We start from the raw sequence: 17097 nt of genomic DNA, 5'->3' as shown, positions 1-17097 counted from the left end.
CACCCTCTTCGAAGTTCAGTTAGTCCATAAGCATCCTGTCCACTACTCAATTACGGAAACATGGATTTCAGATTTCATGATAACAGGAGAGTAATAACGATATGAGCAAAAAAATAGTCGCCATTGATATGGATGATACAATCTGCCATCTCATTCCCAAGGCCATTCACTATCATAATTTACAGTTCAAAAATCCTCAGCTTACCTTGGATCAGATTACCGACTACAACTTACATCAAATTTGGCACCCCGAATGCTCGGAGGAGTTTTTCTTTGGAAAGCCGGGTTTATATGAAGAACTCGAACTATTTGATGAATATACGATTGACGAAATTCATAGAATGACGCATGATTATGACGTCATTGTTGTGACTGCGGCTCGTCCTTCCTCAGTGCCTGAGAAATGGAGATGGCTGCAGAAGCATATGCCGTTTATTCCTTTCGAGAATTTTTTTGTGGCCAAACGCAAGGACTTAGTAGAGTTTGATCTTCTTATTGACGACGGTCCCCATAATGCGATTGCCGCCAGAAAAGCGGGAAAACAAACCATTCTGATTCCGCGTCCGTGGAACGCTCATATTCAACATGAATTTATTTTGAAGGATTCCTGGGAAGGAATGAACAACTTAGTTAACCGCATCTTATCCGATTCTAATCATCAAGGGGAAATAAAATGAATATAGACCGCAATAGCCGGTACCTATCGCAAGATGTTCACTTTTTCGCTGCAGCCTTATCGGAAACGCTGGTTTCCGTATGGGAGGAGGACCCTGCCAGTGTATATGTGGAGATTGAGCGAGGTTACATTGAATGCTACACACCGGAAGTCGTCCGCATCCGTAACAAAGAAACAGGATATCTAACCCATTACAGCCGTGACACCGCGATGTTCCAGCGTATGTAAGATGTATCAGGCCGCTTCCTTTGCAGGGAGGCGGCCTGTATGATTTTGTTTACCTTTTGGCTGACAGGACAAGCAGCAATGTTGCAATGGGTCCTAACAACAATGAAAGCAGAAACCAGTTTAGGCCTGTTCTATTTTTTCCTTGGGCCAGCCCTGCATTAATTAATGCGAGCGTTCCCCATCCCACGTAAAACTCATTCATCGTTTTCCCCTCCTAAAACCGTGCTCGTTATTGCTTAATACGCTTCAAATTGATGGTTCGTTGCAGATTCTGCCTTTATAGGTCCCAAACTCAGAGCTCGTTTTCTGCGTTATTTCTTGCTCGCTCCAGCTTTTATACTCACACTCCGGGTTAGAAGCTAATTGATCTGGGTTTATTCATCATCTTTATTTCTCCTGCCGGCAATTGCTTCTGCCGCTTGTTTAACGGCCTGATGCCCGAACACCGCAAAAGCGCCCGCGAGGATGCCTTGAATAATCGTTTCTGCGCTCCAATGGGTCAGGCCCGTAGTAAACAAAATCGATATCACCATCACCACGTATACAATGCTCCAATTCGGGACCCTAGGCGTTTGCTTCAACACGTATCCGATCACCCAGCAGGCAGCAACGACCATGAACAGCTGCGGCTCGATCAACTGAAAGATCACATTCCATTCCATGGCGCTCCCCTCTTTTCCAACCATCTTCTACATTTTATTCTTTGATCCTATCAATCGGCTTGTACATATATCCTGTTCACTGCAAGTGAGGTGATAGAATCTGAAAAGATGGGCATTCACGAAAGATTTGGCAATAAGCAGAAATAGCAGATATCGCGGGTACCTAGGGAGGATCCGCGTTGGGTTTCGCAAGTAAGGCATTGGCGATTAGTTCTGCTGCCTGCCCGCTTCAATGATTTCGGTGATCCAATCAGTCAACCGCCGGTCCTTCTCTTCCTGATCACAGTCCGATGGGATGGTTAGGTAGTGCCGATGCTCGGATACCCGAGGTATCCCCTTCTTCATATCGGCATCCGCCCTGGTGTCATTATTGTATTCTAAGAAACGGAGATCCCTTCCATCCAATGTCTGATAGGCATAACAGCTGTACTCGATTTCGTTGATGATGGTCCAGTGATGTCCCTGCTTCCTTGGGTTGCACAACACGTGCGTACCCTTCAGCTTGTTCAATGAGTACAAGAAGCCTTGCAGTTGGGCTTCCGTTATGTGGTAGTCGTCCAAGTAGTACCGTTGCGAGACTCTAGCAACATTCGTATCGATAATCTGATAGTTTAGAATAAAAGCAGCGCCTTTGTGCAGTACCGGATCGAAATAATCCTTCTGGATCCAACCCTTATACCGGGACAGTCGATCTGACACCAGATAATCCAAATTGCTATGGTCCAAGTTATGACCGAAGGTTACCAAGAACTTGCGATTTTTCATCAGAACTCTCCTTATATAACAGATACAAGACCAAACATTTCAATTCCATTATACAAAACAGGGCAGCCTCCTCATGAGTGGAAGCTGCCCTGTTCAAAGATCCTGTTCTAACATCCCCAATTCCAAAATAACACTTGATGCTTATACCTTGCTAACCTCAGCTTCTTCTAGTGCCTCAGTTTCAACAGCGGACTGCTCGCCCTGCCACAGCAGTTGCATTTCTAGGCTTGTGGCGAGAAGCTCAGACAGGCTTCCCTCCGCTTCGATCCGGCCATCCTTCATAACGATGATATGATCGGCTCTCGATAGGGCCGCCCTGCGATGCGATACGGCAATGCAGGTAACGTCACGTTCTTTGGACAGCCCCTCCCATACCAGCTGCTCCGTCTCCACGTCCAGTGCGCTGGACAGATCATCGAAGATGTACAGATCCGCGCCGGTCATCAGCATACGCGCCGTAGCTGCACGCTGGATCTGTCCACCGGACAGCATGACGCCTCTTGGACCGACAAGTGTATCCAGCCCCTGGTCAAGATTCTCAATGTCCTTTTCCATAACCGCCAGACGAACAGCCCGCTCCAGTGCTTCCTCGGCACGATCTTTCTTCCCTTGCACGATATTCTCTCTTAACGGATCGCTGAACAGCCTTGGAACCTGCGGGGTATAAGCCGCACGAGGTGGCATCAGGAAGGTAGCCGGATCAACCTCTTCCCCGTTCCAGCGGATCGTACCCTCCTGTTTGGGCAGCAGTCCCAGCAAGGATCGCACGAGCGTCGATTTTCCAGCCCCGATTCGTCCGGTCACCACAAGAAACTGGCCGCGCTCCAGGCGGAGATTGATATCCGATATCCCATTCTCCGAATTCGGATACTGATATGATAAATTTCTAACTTCCAGCTCACTGAGCTTCTCCCCCGGTTCTCTGCGAATAATGGGCAATTCCGGCGGCTCTTCGTTCAGGTATGTTTCTCGCGTCTCGATAATCCGGTCTTCTTCACCTGGGCGGAACAGAGTACGCATCCGGTCAAAAGAAACCTTCAGCCGCTTATGCTGGAACACCATGTAGCCGAACAGGGAAATGCTGAAACCGATATTCGCCAGGTAAGTGGTAAACAAGGCAAAGTCTCCGACGGTAAAATGTCCTGCCTGCATTTCAGCTGCACACATCAACAGAATCAGCCCCGTACAAATGCTCAATACATGCTGGTTCAAGGATCGCATCCATTGTTTAAACAGATTATCCTTCAGAGCTGCCTGACGGCGGTCTTCGTTCAGCTTCGTAAAACGCGCCGACACATTCTCCTCCGCCTGCCCGAGCTTCAGGGCTTGAACAGCACCGAACGTTTCGGCGATAAAGCTGGTAATGCGGCCTGTGGCTTCACGGTTCTTCAGCCCGTAACGACGCGCGCGGTCGCCGGACAGATTGTTCAGGAACGTGACCACCACGAGTGGCAGCACAGCTACCAGCATGATTTTCCAGTTAATGCTTGCCATGATGACAACAGATACAAGCGCAAAAACAAGGCGCCCCCAGAAATCCACCCAGGATTCCACGTATTCTACGACTTCATTCACGTCATCGCGGAAGCGGCTCATCGCCTCCCCTGGAGAAGCTGGCAGATTCCGGCCTGGCCAGCGCATAATTCCCGCCAGCATATTCGTGCGAAGTATGGCCTCAATATGATAAATGTACGTTACCCATTGGTAAAAGGCCGCAAAGAATGTTCCTACTCGGACAACCCTAACAGCGGCAATAAAAATCAAAGGAACCGCCAGCCATACATAATCCGCAGTATTGGCGGTGGCCCGGTCAAAAAACCACTGCATTCCAAGTCCGATCAATAACGGCAAGGAATGAAATATGCACCACAACAAACCGTTGATCAAAAATAAGGAGGGCCTGTATCGAAACAGACGCCCTATAAAACTCGTAATGGTCATGCCAGCTCCTCCTCTCTGCCTGTGCTCAGCAGTCTGGCATAATGTGATGTTGGATCCTGCGCAAGTGCTTCCCGTGCGCCAAATTCCAGAATACGCCCGTCACCCAGCACCATAATCTTATCCACCTGCTCAAGCGTGGCCAGACGATGCGCGATGATGATGCCCGTACAGCTGCTCAGCAGCTGATCCACGGCTGCCTGCAGCATCGCTTCTGTAGCGGCGTCCAAACGGGACGAAGGTTCATCCAGGATTACGAGGCTAGGCTGTGTCAAAAATACCCGGGTTAACGCAAACAATTGCGCTTCCCCTGCCGACAGCGAAGCTCCGCCTGTCGCTAGATGCGTATCGAGACCTTCCGGCTGCGCATCGATCCATTGACGAAGCCCGAGACGCTCTGTCGTTTCCAGAATAAATTCATCCGGTACACTGCCATCGAACAGCGTCAGATTATCACGCAGCGAGCCATCAAACAGCTGCACATCCTGTGTTACCATCGCCACCCGGCGGTAAAGCGCAGGCAGCTTCAGCTTCGTAATATCCGTTCCTCCGACCCGAATAACCCCGCTGTCGACGTTATACAGCCGAAGCAGAATACGGCTGAGGCTTGATTTCCCGCTGCCTGTACGTCCGATAATGCCAAGGCATTCTCCCGGATTCACTTCGAAGTTAATGTCCTTTAAGACTGGTTTATCTTCGTTATAACTGAAGTTAACACCCTCAAACTCCAAACCAAGCGCACCCGAGGGCAGCACTTCCTGTTCTCCGTCCACGATCTCGCTCTTGTTGGACAACAGCTCTCTTGAGCGCAGCATGCCAGATTTCGCTTTTTGAAACTCCTGCACCTGATCGCCCAGCATCTCAATCGGATCATTTAGCATCTGCGTATATTGATAGATCAGGAATAAGGTACCTAATGTGATTTCATTGATCAAATAATAACGCACCCCTAATAACAGAACGGCAGTAACCGCCAGAGCGAATAGAATCACCGTTGTGTTCCAGGGAACCACGCGGAGCATCCAGGCTTTTCTTCCTTTCAGAAACACGCTGCGCATCAAACGGTGAAACCTGTTCATCACGTACGGCACATTGCCGTTCGCCTGCACATCCTCAATGCCCGCGATGCGTTCTTCAATCAATCCGAACAGCGAGGCGCTGGCCTCCCGCTCACTCTTGGAGGAGTTCACCCCCATATTCCGGATGAACACCATGAACAGAATGGACAGAAGCGTAAACACCGTCATGACGATCGCGATAGGCAGATTCACCGTGAACATAAATCCCAATATGCCGGCAAGCAACACGAAACTGCCGATTACCTGGACGATGAACATGGCGAAGAAATTCGATATATTTGTCACGTCGCCGTCTACACGCTCAATCATCTCGCCAGGCGTTTTGACATTATGAAATCTCATATCCAGCCGCAGGCAATGCTTCAGTAGATCGCCGCGAAGACGGTTCGTCGCACGCCATGAAATATCGTTGCCCAGATAGCTCACAGCCACGGTAATCAGCTGGTTGAAGACCGCCACGATCAGGAATATCCCTGCAAGTTGGATCAGCGCTGCTAAGGTACCACCGCCAGCTGCCGTATCGATAAACTGTTTAACAATCTGCGGGTTCAGAAGCTGCAATCCTGTTGATATTAACAACATGGCGAGAAGAAGGATGAGGCGTCCTTTAACCGGTTTTAAATATCGCAGAAGCCAAGTCATTGAAATTTTCTCTTTTTTGGGCACTGTGCCCACCCCCATATGCAAGCAAGTATATATGCACTGCCTATAACCCCATAACTCAAGGTATATCGGCAGTAAATCATTACCAGTCTACATGAAAGCCGGGGGCATGCCTAGGTAAAGAATAATTATAATGGATGGGGGAATGATCCGCTTCCAAAATAAATGTATCCATTAATTCCGCATTCTCGTATATGTATATAGTAGAGTGATATGCAACTTTTTGGAGGTGGGCAATAATGAATACTGGGATCAGTGGATTAGACGGACTGGATGAAAAGAGACTATCAGACATTCGAGACAATGCCTCAAAGCTCTCAGACATGAAGCAAGAGGTTCCCGTGGATGAATTATTCCCGGAATCTTTTATTCAGAAGCATACCCGGTTTTCCTCAATCAACCACTTGCTGCTGGCAGCCGGTTACGAGGGAAGCACAGATGAAGAATTCGATGAGTTTATACAAGGAAATACGATCAACCCTTTCATCGTTGAACATACCCCATTTCGCAGCTGGCAGGATTTCCAAGAGTTAGCGGTGTCCGCTTATATTACAAAATGGATTGGATTCTAAATCAATCATTTCACATAGGAATCATCCGCTTATATACACAAAAGAAGCCCCTCTACCGCAGTTAGAGGGGCTTCTGATCTATTATTTAAGGGGTACTGTTTATTCTATTCCCTTCAACTTAATAAAACATTAAATTAGGCTTAAGAGAACATAAATAGTTCGGATGTGGTTATACGTACACCCGTCTTCATTTAGACGTAACTGTAACCGTCCTTGTCTTGTTATCCCAAGTCACTTTAGCATCAAGCGCTTCGCTAATCGCTCGAAGCGGCACATAAGTCACGCCATTCTCCAGCTTGCCACCAAGGATTTCCTTTCCGTTTACGATGACGTTAACTTTATCACTCACCGGAGATTCCTCCTTCTTCTTCTGCAGTCCCAGAAATTTAGCAATGCCATGAACATGGCCAATGGCAAGTGAGTCGATAACCTCCTGCCGCTTAAGCTTGGCTGCATCCGTTGCCACGTCAACAAACAGGTTCTCGGTTAGCACAGCAGGCATTTTAGATTCACGTACCATATGATAGTTAGCCGATTTCTGCCCTCGATCCGACACACCATACTCTCCTATTTCACGCATAATTCCCGTATGAATCGCTTCATGCAATTGTATAGAACCGGGGGTAGCTGTGGTGTACCGATAGGACTCAAAGCCTCCTGTACCCCCGCCCGCGTTACAGTGGATGCTTACAAGGATATCAACGCCGGCAGCATTTGCCTTCCGGGTTCGGTCCGCCAATTCAAGGAACACATCGGAAGATCGGGTGAGCAATGCTTGAACGCCTTCATACTGGGCTTCCAAATATTTTTTCACGGCAAGGGACAACTTTAACACAATATCCTTCTCCTGCAATCCGTTTCCGATTCCTCCTGAATCCTTCCCCCCATGACCCGCATCGATCCAGACCTTCTTCATATCATTCACCGCCTTTGTAGGTTTATGGAACAACCTGATCACTAATTACAGTCCATGCAGCTACAAGAGCTTCCTGTACGAACGCTTCGACGGCTATTCCAATCCAGCCTATTGCAAGTCCTGCTGCAAGGACGAGTATAATATACAGAATACTCCAGTCTGGTACATTCGGTGTTTGCTGTAGCCCATCTCTCATATGCAACACTCTTTATTTGATTCTATAAAATACCGAACTCTTCACATACTTTGGATGTTATTAATATATAGGAGTGAGAATAAAAGAGGCGGTGGGAGGTTGTCCGGCTTAATACTGATTGTGTTCGCTGTGTCCTTTTTTATACGCGGCTTGTTGAGAATATGGAAGCCCACATGGGGATCCTTATATAGAATCTGGACAGTAAAATACGAAACGGAGCCGAGCCAAGACTACATTAAATATATAAAATCCAGTGGGTGTCCCTTTATCGTACTAGGATTGATCCTGTTTGTATCAGGGCTTCTGATTATGATTTTGTGAAATCTCGACTCCGAACGTGCCACACTCCAAATTAATAGTAAGTGACCTTAGTATTAGGAAGATTATTTAAGTTAGTTTCTATGTAGATGCAGATAAATAGGAGCATACACTAATGCTATGCCCCTTCTCTCTACTATTCTATTCCCTCCTCAACTCTATTCCTTATGTATAGGAAAATTCAGAATGAGCTATCCACCACTTGGAAGTTGTACATGGGGACGGTAATTCACCGCCCCCAATCGAAGGGGAATGATACATGAGTCTGGCATAAACAATAGGTGAGTTAATTCATGTTTAAATATAGTGAGTGCGCTCTGGTAGTCACTGTGTACCTAAATCCAAAAAGTTCCCAAGATAATAACCAAGAGAATAAATAAAACGAGGACGGTACCTACAGGCGATGAATAGTTACAAACTCCACTCATTGATTAGCCTCCCTTGCATTATGGAATAGTACAGTTTATGTAGTTAGTCGGCCTTAGACTGGACTTTTCGGCAATAATGATCAGAATGTACCACGGATAGGATTAAGAGGTTTTTTTCACAAAATGTCGCCTACTGCAGAACTGCTTCATACCGGTCTATTTATCCCATATACACCTTTTGCAACTTAACACGCTATATGGGATTATAAAAAAAGCCGCCCAGGAATGGGACGATCTCGTAATGATATCGTATTAATACTCGCAAAAGCACGGTCGGTGCACTTGACCGAACAAGAATTTGCTTTAGAATTGAAGATTCTCAAAAACTGAATTCTTTTAAAGAAAAAATAGCTAAAGGCTTCAACCTTGAAAAAGTTGACGAAAGCATAGGGGAAAGAGACCGCAAAGACGATTTTGTACAATTCCGATCCCAGAAGCAGTCCTTGAAGATCGAATAATTTACGGTCATGAAAATCGTAGAGAATTGCTACATATTCAATTTATTTTCCAGTGAAAATGTTAACCTGCGGAAGATAGAAAATTACATAACTCACTTTCATTTTTCCGGAGTATATTAAACGAAAAAAATGCGCCCACCCACGGATACAATGCCGCAAGTGAGCGCTATTTTTATTCCTCCGTATCTTCATTAACGTCCGTAAAACCTTCCGCCAGCATATACGCAACGCACGCGCCGACAGCTCCGATCACGCCCGTCACCTGCAACGTTACACTTTCGCCAGCACCGGACGCCGCAAACACGCTTGTCGCAAGCACGGCCAAAAATGCCTAAAACTTGCGCGAGGATAAATAGGAATAGTGATAAAATTAGAAACCGTACTATCAGAAGCAGAGAGATTACGAAAAGTGCCCTGGCACGTGAGGCAAAGGTTAGACACACTAAAGGTAATGACAGGGCGGGGCCACTCCCTTTCCGATATCATGGAATGGGATTAATCTCCTAGTTCAATTTCGATACGTGCAAGGACACCAGCTGGATTATCTACGCTTCTGTTTGCATTTGACGGGAAGTTAAAAGCGGCGATCACAATGTCATTTGTACCTCTCCGAAGGAAACGTCTAATATTAAACGTTCTTCCCGGATTAAAGAATGAAACATTGCCCTGCGGATTGTCGATTACAACCGATCGTCCATTTATTAATACGATGGCAAAGTTATCAACGGCCAGGAATAAGCTAGCTCTCTCAATATCGTCTCTGATCGTAAATCTTCTGGCGACCACAGCAGCAGGACCGGTAGGGTCATTTCTTCCCCAAACGTACGACTCACCAGCTTGTGGCGCTACCCATGCCGGATTTCGCTCGATCTCAAGTGCGTTTACCCAATTACGATTCGTACTTATTCTCCTAGTTCTTTGACTAATAACAACCGGATTTTGTGTATTTAATGATCTTTGTGCGGTAATCATCATTCTCAGTGCCTTTGCAACGCTACTCGCCCGGATTCCATTCTGTCTTCTAGGTGCTTGTAGTTGTTTGACCGTATTATTTGCCTTTCCTAGTCCTGTTCTTTTGCTCATTTCATGCCTCCTCCTTTTTTATCAACGAATCCTTAACATATATATGAGTCCATGAATTTAATGGCTATGGACAAATGTTTAGTCAAATCGCTCATTTTCCTCAAATGAATCCCTCCGTAAAAACGGATATCTCTCACATTTTGATTGGTGACCATAGAATCAATCAAACCAGCTACCTAGAGTTCTTGTCGGTCGTCCAGGTCAACAACTGACACCTCTTGCTCATGAACCATGATCTTATACCGCTAATGCTTCCCTCCTATTTGAGTTGGTTTATACATATAGATGCACGACAAATAGGAGCATACGCCAACGCTATGCCCCTTCACTGCTGTTTTCCTGACCTGTTCCTCTATTCGCCCACAGTCAATTGTTCATGCCTAAAAACAGTCTTTTAACAGCAAAAAAAAACACCCGAAGGTGCTTAATGTCCCTTGCCATAATCTCTTATGAGCCTAATCAGGTCAGACTGACTGGTTGATGTCACCTGTGTCATGAGGATCTATTCGCCAATAGTAAGATTCTTACCCCTTCTCATAGTAATCCACATGAATCCGTCTAATAATCTTGTTGAATTCTAGAGGTTCAAGAATGTTAGAAGTGTAGTTATTAACGAAAAATGGCGCGATTCCGAAAACTCGAAAAACCGCGCCGTTATTGACTTTCTAAAGATGCTGGTGAAGGGAATTGAACCCCCGACCTACGCATTACGAGTGCGTTGCTCTACCCCTGAGCTACACCAGCTAATATGATTCGATGATATGCACCACCGAAACAACAAAAATTATTATAATACGTCAGCTACAAAATGCAAGTCATAATCATGCGGAAATATTCTCCGCCCTGGCAGCATTATCCGCCTAATTTCTCCTGGACGGACTGGATCTTCTGTTTGCTTGAAGAAATTTGATCCCTGCGGTCGTCAATCTTTACCGAGGTTGATACGCGCTGCGCCCCAGATAGAAAAGGAGCTTCATGCAATGCCTCAATCGCCCGCCAGATCATGCCCAGCTCTCCCTCAATAATGGTGCTCATCGAAGTCAGCTCATAGCTAATCCCCTCTTGTTGTTTTAGAACACGCTGCATCTCGGCAACATAAGAGCTCAGACTCGTTGTTGCGGTTCCAATCGGAATTACTGTTACCTCTGCTATAGCCATTTAGCAAATCCTCCTTTGGCGCTTTTTCTAATAAAAAATACAAACCTCAGCTACACATTATCATATCAATTGTAACCCCTCATTTCAAAATTCACTCTCCTCTTTTTGTGTCACAAGATATGGTATGCCTCGCACAGATTACGCACAGGATATATCCTGTTTTGTCAAAACGATAATAAGGCGGTATCCGTGAAGAAAATGACGTATTTGGTCACAATCCAGGAAATGTTATGGTCTTTTGACAGTTTCTTAACTAGCACATTAACCGCTCGTTTGCTATAATTCATGTTGCATTCTTTTTTAAGAATATGGTTTACAAACACAATATATTGGGTTAAATTAGATTGACAGTAACCAAATATAGTGTGTATAGGTGCCAAGACAACCTATAAGGCAGTCCGGCTTAATAGGGAAGCATGGTGTAAATCCATCACGGTCCCGCCACTGTAACGGCTTTATGGCTGATTTTGATCAAGCCGCCTCCATTTCGACAAAATGCCTCTGAAGAACCGAATGAAGGTCCTTGAGAAATTGCCGATCGGGAGAGCCCAAGTCAGGAGACCTGCCTATACGCAGAAAACACGACCTACGGGCTTTAGGTAAGTGTTCGTTAAACTTGCGTCTGTACATAACATCCTGCCCGTTCATGGGCTTATGTCAAACGTCAATTTGATTCACAGCGCACGGACATTTTCAAGCCTGCCCGCGGGTTTTAGAAAATGTTTTTTTGATGCCCTTTTTCATATTTCCCCCGAAGAAAGCGAGGAATTATTAATGCCCCAGCTCGTAGTTAAACCGAACAACCGTCAGCTCGCCTTTGATGAAATTCGCCTCTCCGTCTATGCCGACCGGAACCTGAAAGGTTTGGACATGCTTGATAAGGAACGTCTGCTTCGCGGCGTCCATGCTAAATTGCGCGGTGAGCAAGTCACCGGGGAAGAAATTAGCAATGCCTTCACGATGTCCGCTCTGGAGCTTGTATCCAAGGAAGAGCCGAATTGGAAATTTGCAGCTGCGCGTTCGTTTTTGACCTCTTTATATAAAAAAGCGGCAACCAACCGCCGATACAAAGCCTACCCGGAAGAGCCTTACGGCGCCTTCTACCCGCTCATCACTGAGCTCGTTCAGAAGGGCATCTATCGCGAAGATCTTCTAGACAGCTACTCCAAGGAGCAAATCGAAGAACTCGGCGAATGCATCGATCCAAGCCGCGATCTGCTGTTTGATTACATCGGTCTGTTGACGCTGGCTGAGCGTTATCTGGCCACCGATTTCGATGGTCGCGTCATGGAACTGCCGCAGGAGCGCTACATGGTGATTGCGATGTTCCTGATGCACAAAGAGCCGGCCGACAAACGTCTGGACCTTGTGAAAGAAGCCTACTGGGCAATGAGCAACCTCTACATGACAGCAGCTACGCCGACCATGTCCAACGCAGGAAAAAAAGTAGCCGGCCAGCTCTCCAGCTGTTTCATTGATACCGTGGACGACTCCCTGGAAGGAATCTTCGATTCCAACACGGATATTGCCCGTCTCAGTAAAATGGGCGGGGGCATCGGAGTGTATCTGGGCAAAGTTCGTGCACGTGGTTCAGACATCCGCGGTCACAAGAATACCAGCTCCGGTGTTATCCCTTGGATTCGCCAATTGAACAACACTGCTGTTAGCGTAGACCAATTGGGAACTCGCAAAGGAGCCGTCGCCGTTTATCTGGATGTATTCCATAAAGACATTCTCTCCTTCCTGGATCTGAAGCTGAACAACGGTGACGAGCGCATGAGAGCTCATGACGTGTTCCACGGCGTATGTCTGCCTGACCTGTACATGGAAGCAGTTGAAGCTCGTGAAGAGTGGAGCCTGTTCTGTCCGCATGAAGTGAAGAAAATTATGGGCTGGAAAGACGAGAACGGTCGTCCTCTTGGCCTGGAAGACTTCTACGATCAAGGCCAAGGCGAAGGCGAATTCCGTCAGAAATATGCTGAAGCCGTAGCAAACCCACTGCTGCCGCGTATTACGGTGCAAGCCATCGATATTATGAAGCGTATCATGAAGTCCCAGCTTGAAACGGGAACACCTTACATGTTCTACCGCGACACGGTAAACCGTGCGAATCCAAACTCGGCACATGGGATGATCTATTCTTCCAACCTGTGCACCGAGATTATGCAGAACCAGTCTCCGACGGTCGTTGAGCAAGAGGAACTGGTTACGAAGGATGGCCAAACCCGGATCGTAATTTCCAAAATCCCTGGCGATTTCGTTGTCTGCAACCTGAACTCTATCCACTTGGCTCGTGCCGTACCTGCCGGTGTTCTGGAGCGTCTAGTTCCGATCCAGGTTCGCATGCTGGATAACGTTATCGACATTAACAATATTGAAGTGCTGCAAGCTCAATATACCAACAGTCAATATCGCGCGGTTGGTCTTGGCACCTTCGGACTGCATCACTTGCTAGCACTCGAGGGCATCCGCTGGGAATCCGACGAAGCCGTTGCTTATAATGACAATCTGTACGAACACATCAACTACCTGCTCGTCAAATCCAGCATGGAGCTGGCCAAGGAAAAAGGCCACTATCCGAAATTCAAAGGCTCCGACTGGGAGAGCGGCGAGTACTTCACGTTCCGCGGTTATACCGACGGCGAGCATAAAGGCAAGTTCGTAACTACCGAACAATGGCGTGAACTGCAGCAAGAAGTACAATCGAATGGCGTCCGCAACGCATGGCTGTTTGCCATCGCTCCGAACGGCTCCACTTCGATCATCGCGGGTTCCACGGCGAGCATTGATCCATTGTACGAACTGCTGTCTTACGAAGAAAAAACCACCTACAAAGTGGCTAACCCGGCTCCGGATCTGTCCGAAAAAACGATCTGGTACTATAAAACAGCATTCTTGCTCGATCAGCATTGGTCCATCAAAATGGCAGCCGCCCGTCAGCGTCACGTTGACCAGGCGCAAAGCTTCAACCTGTACGTCCGCCCTGATATCCGGGCTTCGGAATTCCTGGAGCTGCATCTGCATGCCTGGAAAGCCGGCATCAAGTCCACGTATTATGTACGCAGCCGTGCGCTGACGATTGAAGAGTGCGAGTCGTGCGCAAGCTAACCTTTTTCGAACCCACCCAAACCCTCCCTTCCAAGGGAGGGCCCCAAGGGCGCTGCCCTCTGGACACCCGCAAGGTGTGTATGGTGTGAACGAGGCGCTTCTAAGTTACTTTAGTGGCAAGGAGCGCTTTCACCCTTCGGGTACGCTGGAATGTAGTGCAAGGACTAATGAGTTACTTCGTGTGTTTGTTGAGTTACTACCTGCGGGGAGCGCTGTCCCTCCGGGAAACGCTTCTCATGCGGTGCAGGGACCATTGAGTTACTTCGTGCGGTTTGTTGAGCTCCTGCCTGCTGAGACCGCTCTCCCCTTGGGAATCGCTTCTCATGCGGTGCAGGGACCATTGAGTTACTTCGTGCGTTTGTTGACCCCTGCTGCCTGCTGAGACCGCTCTCCCCTTGGGAATCGCTTCTCATGTGGCACTACAAGCATGGAACGGCTGGAAGCTCGATTGCATATGCTTTCTAAAATAAAAGACTACAAGGGTAAGGGTATCCAATCGGAAGAGTTTACGTCCGCCTTTGGGAGCCCTTTGATACCATCTAATACATTCCATTCAAGCAAAGGACGGACAACAGCGGCTGGAAGTGGATACCCGTCCCGTGAATATGCTGGGAGTTGTCCTTTCAGCTTCGCCTATGGCCGCCCTATTATGATATACAAGGAGAGAGATTTGGCATGCAAATGCAAAAGATTTTTAACACCGAAGCACCCAACCGCTCCACTCGTGTTATTGAAGGTGAATGCTCCGGGATCTTGAACTGGAACGACATTCGGATGCCTCATATGTATAAATTATATAAGGTTCTGCTGCTGAACCACTGGATCGCGGACGAAATCCCGATGTCCAAGGATGCGCAGCAGTTCCCGCGCTTGGACCCTGAAGAGCAGCGCACCTTCAAGATCAACATCTCCCTGCTGGCAGTATTGGATTCCATGCAGACGATGTTTGTGAGCGACGTGAAGCGTTACTTCACCGATTCGTCGCTTGAAGCCATCTCGGCCATCATCGGTCAGCAAGAGGTGGTTCACAACCAATCCTACTCCTACGTGCTTTCTTCCATCGTGTCGGAGCAAGAGCAGAAGGAAATCTTCGAATACTGGAAGCATGATCCGGTTCTGCTGGAACGCAACCAGTTCATCTCGAACATTTACCAGAACTTCCGTAACAATCCGTCGCCGCAAACCTTCTTTGAAGCGATGGTCGCGGATCTGATTCTGGAAGGAATCTTCTTCTACAGTACGTTTGCTTTCTTCTACAACTTGGCTCGTGATCAGAAGATGATGGCAACCAGCCAGATGATCTCCTATATTCAGCGTGACGAGAACCAGCACTGCTACTTCTTCGCCGAAGTGTTCAAGCAGCTGCTCAAGGATTTCCCTGAGCTGAACTCCAAAGAGAACATCGACTACCTGTACCGCACCATCGACCGCGCTGTCGAGCTTGAAACCAACTGGGCCCACTACACGCTCAGCAATGTGCGCGGCATCGATCTGAACGAATTGGGCGATTATATCAAGTATATCGCGAACCGTCGCATCACTATGATGGGTCTGGAAAAAGCTTATGAAGGCGTGGACGTTAACTGCATGCCATGGATCAAGCCTTTCTCGGATGAAGCTCTCAACGCGACGAAAACCGATTTCTTCGAAGCTAAATCCCGTAACTACGGCAAAGTTGGCGACGACAACGGTTTTGACGATCTATAAGAACCTCTCCAATACACAAACCTCCGGGATTCCCTTACCAGGGATCTCGGAGGTTTTTTATTACTTCACATGATCTCTAATTTATGGATAATAATTACTATCCCTTCGCAGCCCATACCTCGATCTCTACCTGGAGGGACGGTATTGCCAGTGCCGGCACGTAGGCCATCGTCATGGACGGCGCCTTTCCCTGGTGGAATTTCTCCCATACCCGATCGAAATGATCCCAGTCGATCTCCTGGACCGCCCAAATGTTGATTTTGACGATATGATCTGCCGACATGGCTTCCGCAGCCAATACCCGCTGAATATTCGCCAAGGTGTTCTCTACTTGCTCTTCCATATCGGCCGGCAGATTCCCCTCCCTGTCGGTCCCCACCTGGCCGGAGAATACCAACAGCTCAGCACCTCTTGCAACCTTGGTGACATGGGTATACGGCCCGATCGGCGGGGCGATGACGGACGGATTGTATCGCTGAATCAGGGATGATGCCTCCTCATCGGCTTCATTCAAAATAGCCAGTGTTTGATGGTCTTCCCATGTCCCGTTGATTTTCACGTTTTTCCGGGCAATGCCTTCTTTATGGAATCCGGCCTTCAAAAGCACTTGGATCGAGCCCAGGTTGTGCGGCATCACACCCGCCTCAATTCGGTGAAACTTCAATTCCTGAAAGGCAAACTTCACAATCAATTGAACCGCTTCGGTCATATAGCCCTTTCCGTTGTGGTCTTGGTCCAGAAAGTAACCGATCCAGCAGCTCTGCAAATTCCCCCGCACCACTTCGGTCAGCATAATCTCGCCGATAGTCGCTCCGGTGTCCTGCAGTCCAATCACATAAACATACCCTTGATCTGCCTTACTGGCTTCTATGGCCTTTCGGATCCGCTCAAGCTGACCCTGATGGGTGTAGAAGCTCTCTTCCCTTAAGCCCGTGAACCGCTGAAAAAAGTCCCGGTTATCCTTCTCGAGCTTCAGCAGTGCCTCTACATCCGATTCCTCTACCGACTTGACATAAATCTGTTTCCCTTGCATAAACATGGTATCCTCTCCTTTGTTTGAAGCATTAGAAACACAAAAAAACACCACAGCGCACCTGTGGTGTACATGCCGATCTATGCAACCACAAGCAAGCGACCTGTGG

General features: G+C 47.6%; 17 protein-coding genes, 1 tRNA gene and 1 riboswitch. Of the genes, 6 read left to right on the top strand and 12 right to left on the bottom strand.

What is annotated here, in order from left to right:
* The first annotated feature begins 101 nt into the window (after positions 1-101).
* Both AM231_RS23345 and AM231_RS23340 read left to right on the top strand, forming a co-directional pair.
* Positions 102-677 (top strand): 5' nucleotidase, NT5C type, encoded by a 576-nt coding sequence (locus tag AM231_RS23345; protein WP_054404727.1) that lies wholly within the window; start codon positions 102-104, stop codon positions 675-677.
* On the top strand, positions 674-904 hold the full coding sequence (locus tag AM231_RS23340) for a hypothetical protein (protein WP_053490111.1): 231 nt from the start codon (positions 674-676) through the stop codon (positions 902-904). Before AM231_RS23345 ends, AM231_RS23340 begins: the two co-directional genes overlap by 4 nt.
* Positions 905-953: 49 nt before the next feature.
* Here the strand turns inward: AM231_RS23340 and AM231_RS29285 are convergent, their stop codons facing one another.
* The 5 genes from AM231_RS29285 to AM231_RS23320 all read right to left on the bottom strand — a co-directional run bounded on the left by AM231_RS29285 (position 954) and on the right by AM231_RS23320 (position 5990).
* Entirely contained in the window at positions 954-1106 is a 153-nt protein-coding gene (locus AM231_RS29285; RefSeq protein WP_165593463.1) for a hypothetical protein, read from the bottom strand.
* A gap of 172 nt (positions 1107-1278) precedes the next feature.
* Positions 1279-1566 carry a phage holin family protein gene (locus tag AM231_RS23335; protein ID WP_207383678.1) on the bottom strand — a complete coding sequence of 96 codons (288 nt, stop codon included), beginning with the start codon at positions 1564-1566 and terminating at the stop codon, positions 1279-1281.
* A 207-nt stretch (positions 1567-1773) separates the two neighbouring features.
* Positions 1774-2331: a hypothetical protein gene (locus AM231_RS23330; protein ID WP_054404725.1), complete on the bottom strand. Its 558-nt coding sequence runs from the start codon at positions 2329-2331 to the stop codon at positions 1774-1776.
* Between the two features lie 141 nt (positions 2332-2472).
* Positions 2473-4272, bottom strand: coding sequence for an ABC transporter ATP-binding protein (locus tag AM231_RS23325; RefSeq protein WP_054404724.1), 1800 nt, complete (start codon positions 4270-4272; stop codon positions 2473-2475).
* Entirely contained in the window at positions 4269-5990 is a 1722-nt protein-coding gene (locus AM231_RS23320; RefSeq protein ID WP_242615289.1) for an ABC transporter ATP-binding protein, read from the bottom strand. Before AM231_RS23320 ends, AM231_RS23325 begins: the two co-directional genes overlap by 4 nt.
* Positions 5991-6250: 260 nt before the next feature.
* On the opposite strand from AM231_RS23320, the gene AM231_RS23315 reads away from it, so the two are divergent.
* A complete protein-coding gene (locus tag AM231_RS23315; protein WP_054404722.1) occupies positions 6251-6583 on the top strand; it encodes a hypothetical protein in 333 nt (110 codons plus the stop codon).
* 187 nt (positions 6584-6770) lie between these two features.
* Here AM231_RS23315 and AM231_RS23310 read toward each other — a convergent pair whose 3' ends face one another.
* From AM231_RS23310 to AM231_RS23295, 6 genes are all read right to left on the bottom strand, one after another.
* Entirely contained in the window at positions 6771-7499 is a 729-nt protein-coding gene (locus AM231_RS23310) for an N-acetylmuramoyl-L-alanine amidase (RefSeq protein WP_054404721.1), read from the bottom strand.
* 22 nt (positions 7500-7521) lie between these two features.
* Positions 7522-7695 carry a phage holin family protein gene (locus AM231_RS29280; protein WP_165593462.1) on the bottom strand — a complete coding sequence of 58 codons (174 nt, stop codon included), beginning with the start codon at positions 7693-7695 and terminating at the stop codon, positions 7522-7524.
* 1376 nt (positions 7696-9071) lie between these two features.
* Positions 9072-9218 carry a hypothetical protein gene (locus tag AM231_RS29275; protein WP_165593452.1) on the bottom strand — a complete coding sequence of 49 codons (147 nt, stop codon included), beginning with the start codon at positions 9216-9218 and terminating at the stop codon, positions 9072-9074.
* 176 nt (positions 9219-9394) lie between these two features.
* Positions 9395-9982 (bottom strand): hypothetical protein, encoded by a 588-nt coding sequence (locus AM231_RS23305; protein ID WP_054404720.1) that lies wholly within the window; start codon positions 9980-9982, stop codon positions 9395-9397.
* Between the two features lie 672 nt (positions 9983-10654).
* Positions 10655-10726 (bottom strand) — tRNA-Thr (locus AM231_RS23300).
* Between the two features lie 108 nt (positions 10727-10834).
* Positions 10835-11140 carry an MTH1187 family thiamine-binding protein gene (locus AM231_RS23295; RefSeq protein WP_054404719.1) on the bottom strand — a complete coding sequence of 102 codons (306 nt, stop codon included), beginning with the start codon at positions 11138-11140 and terminating at the stop codon, positions 10835-10837.
* Between the two features lie 354 nt (positions 11141-11494).
* Positions 11495-11724, top strand: a riboswitch (cobalamin riboswitch).
* 190 nt (positions 11725-11914) lie between these two features.
* On the opposite strand from AM231_RS23295, the gene AM231_RS23290 reads away from it, so the two are divergent.
* The 3 genes from AM231_RS23290 (at position 11915) to AM231_RS23280 (ending at position 15955) form a co-directional block, all read left to right on the top strand.
* Positions 11915-14248, top strand: coding sequence for a ribonucleoside-diphosphate reductase subunit alpha (locus AM231_RS23290; RefSeq protein ID WP_054404718.1), 2334 nt, complete (start codon positions 11915-11917; stop codon positions 14246-14248).
* 241 nt (positions 14249-14489) lie between these two features.
* Positions 14490-14630 carry a hypothetical protein gene (locus AM231_RS29710; protein WP_207383676.1) on the top strand — a complete coding sequence of 47 codons (141 nt, stop codon included), beginning with the start codon at positions 14490-14492 and terminating at the stop codon, positions 14628-14630.
* A 293-nt stretch (positions 14631-14923) separates the two neighbouring features.
* Positions 14924-15955 (top strand): ribonucleotide-diphosphate reductase subunit beta, encoded by a 1032-nt coding sequence (locus tag AM231_RS23280; RefSeq protein WP_053490123.1) that lies wholly within the window; start codon positions 14924-14926, stop codon positions 15953-15955.
* Between the two features lie 97 nt (positions 15956-16052).
* Here AM231_RS23280 and AM231_RS23275 read toward each other — a convergent pair whose 3' ends face one another.
* Entirely contained in the window at positions 16053-16994 is a 942-nt protein-coding gene (locus AM231_RS23275; protein WP_054404716.1) for a GNAT family N-acetyltransferase, read from the bottom strand.
* Positions 16995-17097 lie beyond the last annotated feature (103 nt).

This window comes from Paenibacillus solani, from assembly GCF_001277345.1.
Classification (GTDB): Bacteria; Bacillota; Bacilli; order Paenibacillales; family Paenibacillaceae; genus Paenibacillus_AQ; species Paenibacillus_AQ solani.
Note: the sequence above shows the minus strand (reverse complement) of the source record. Positions and strands in the feature narration are given on the sequence as shown.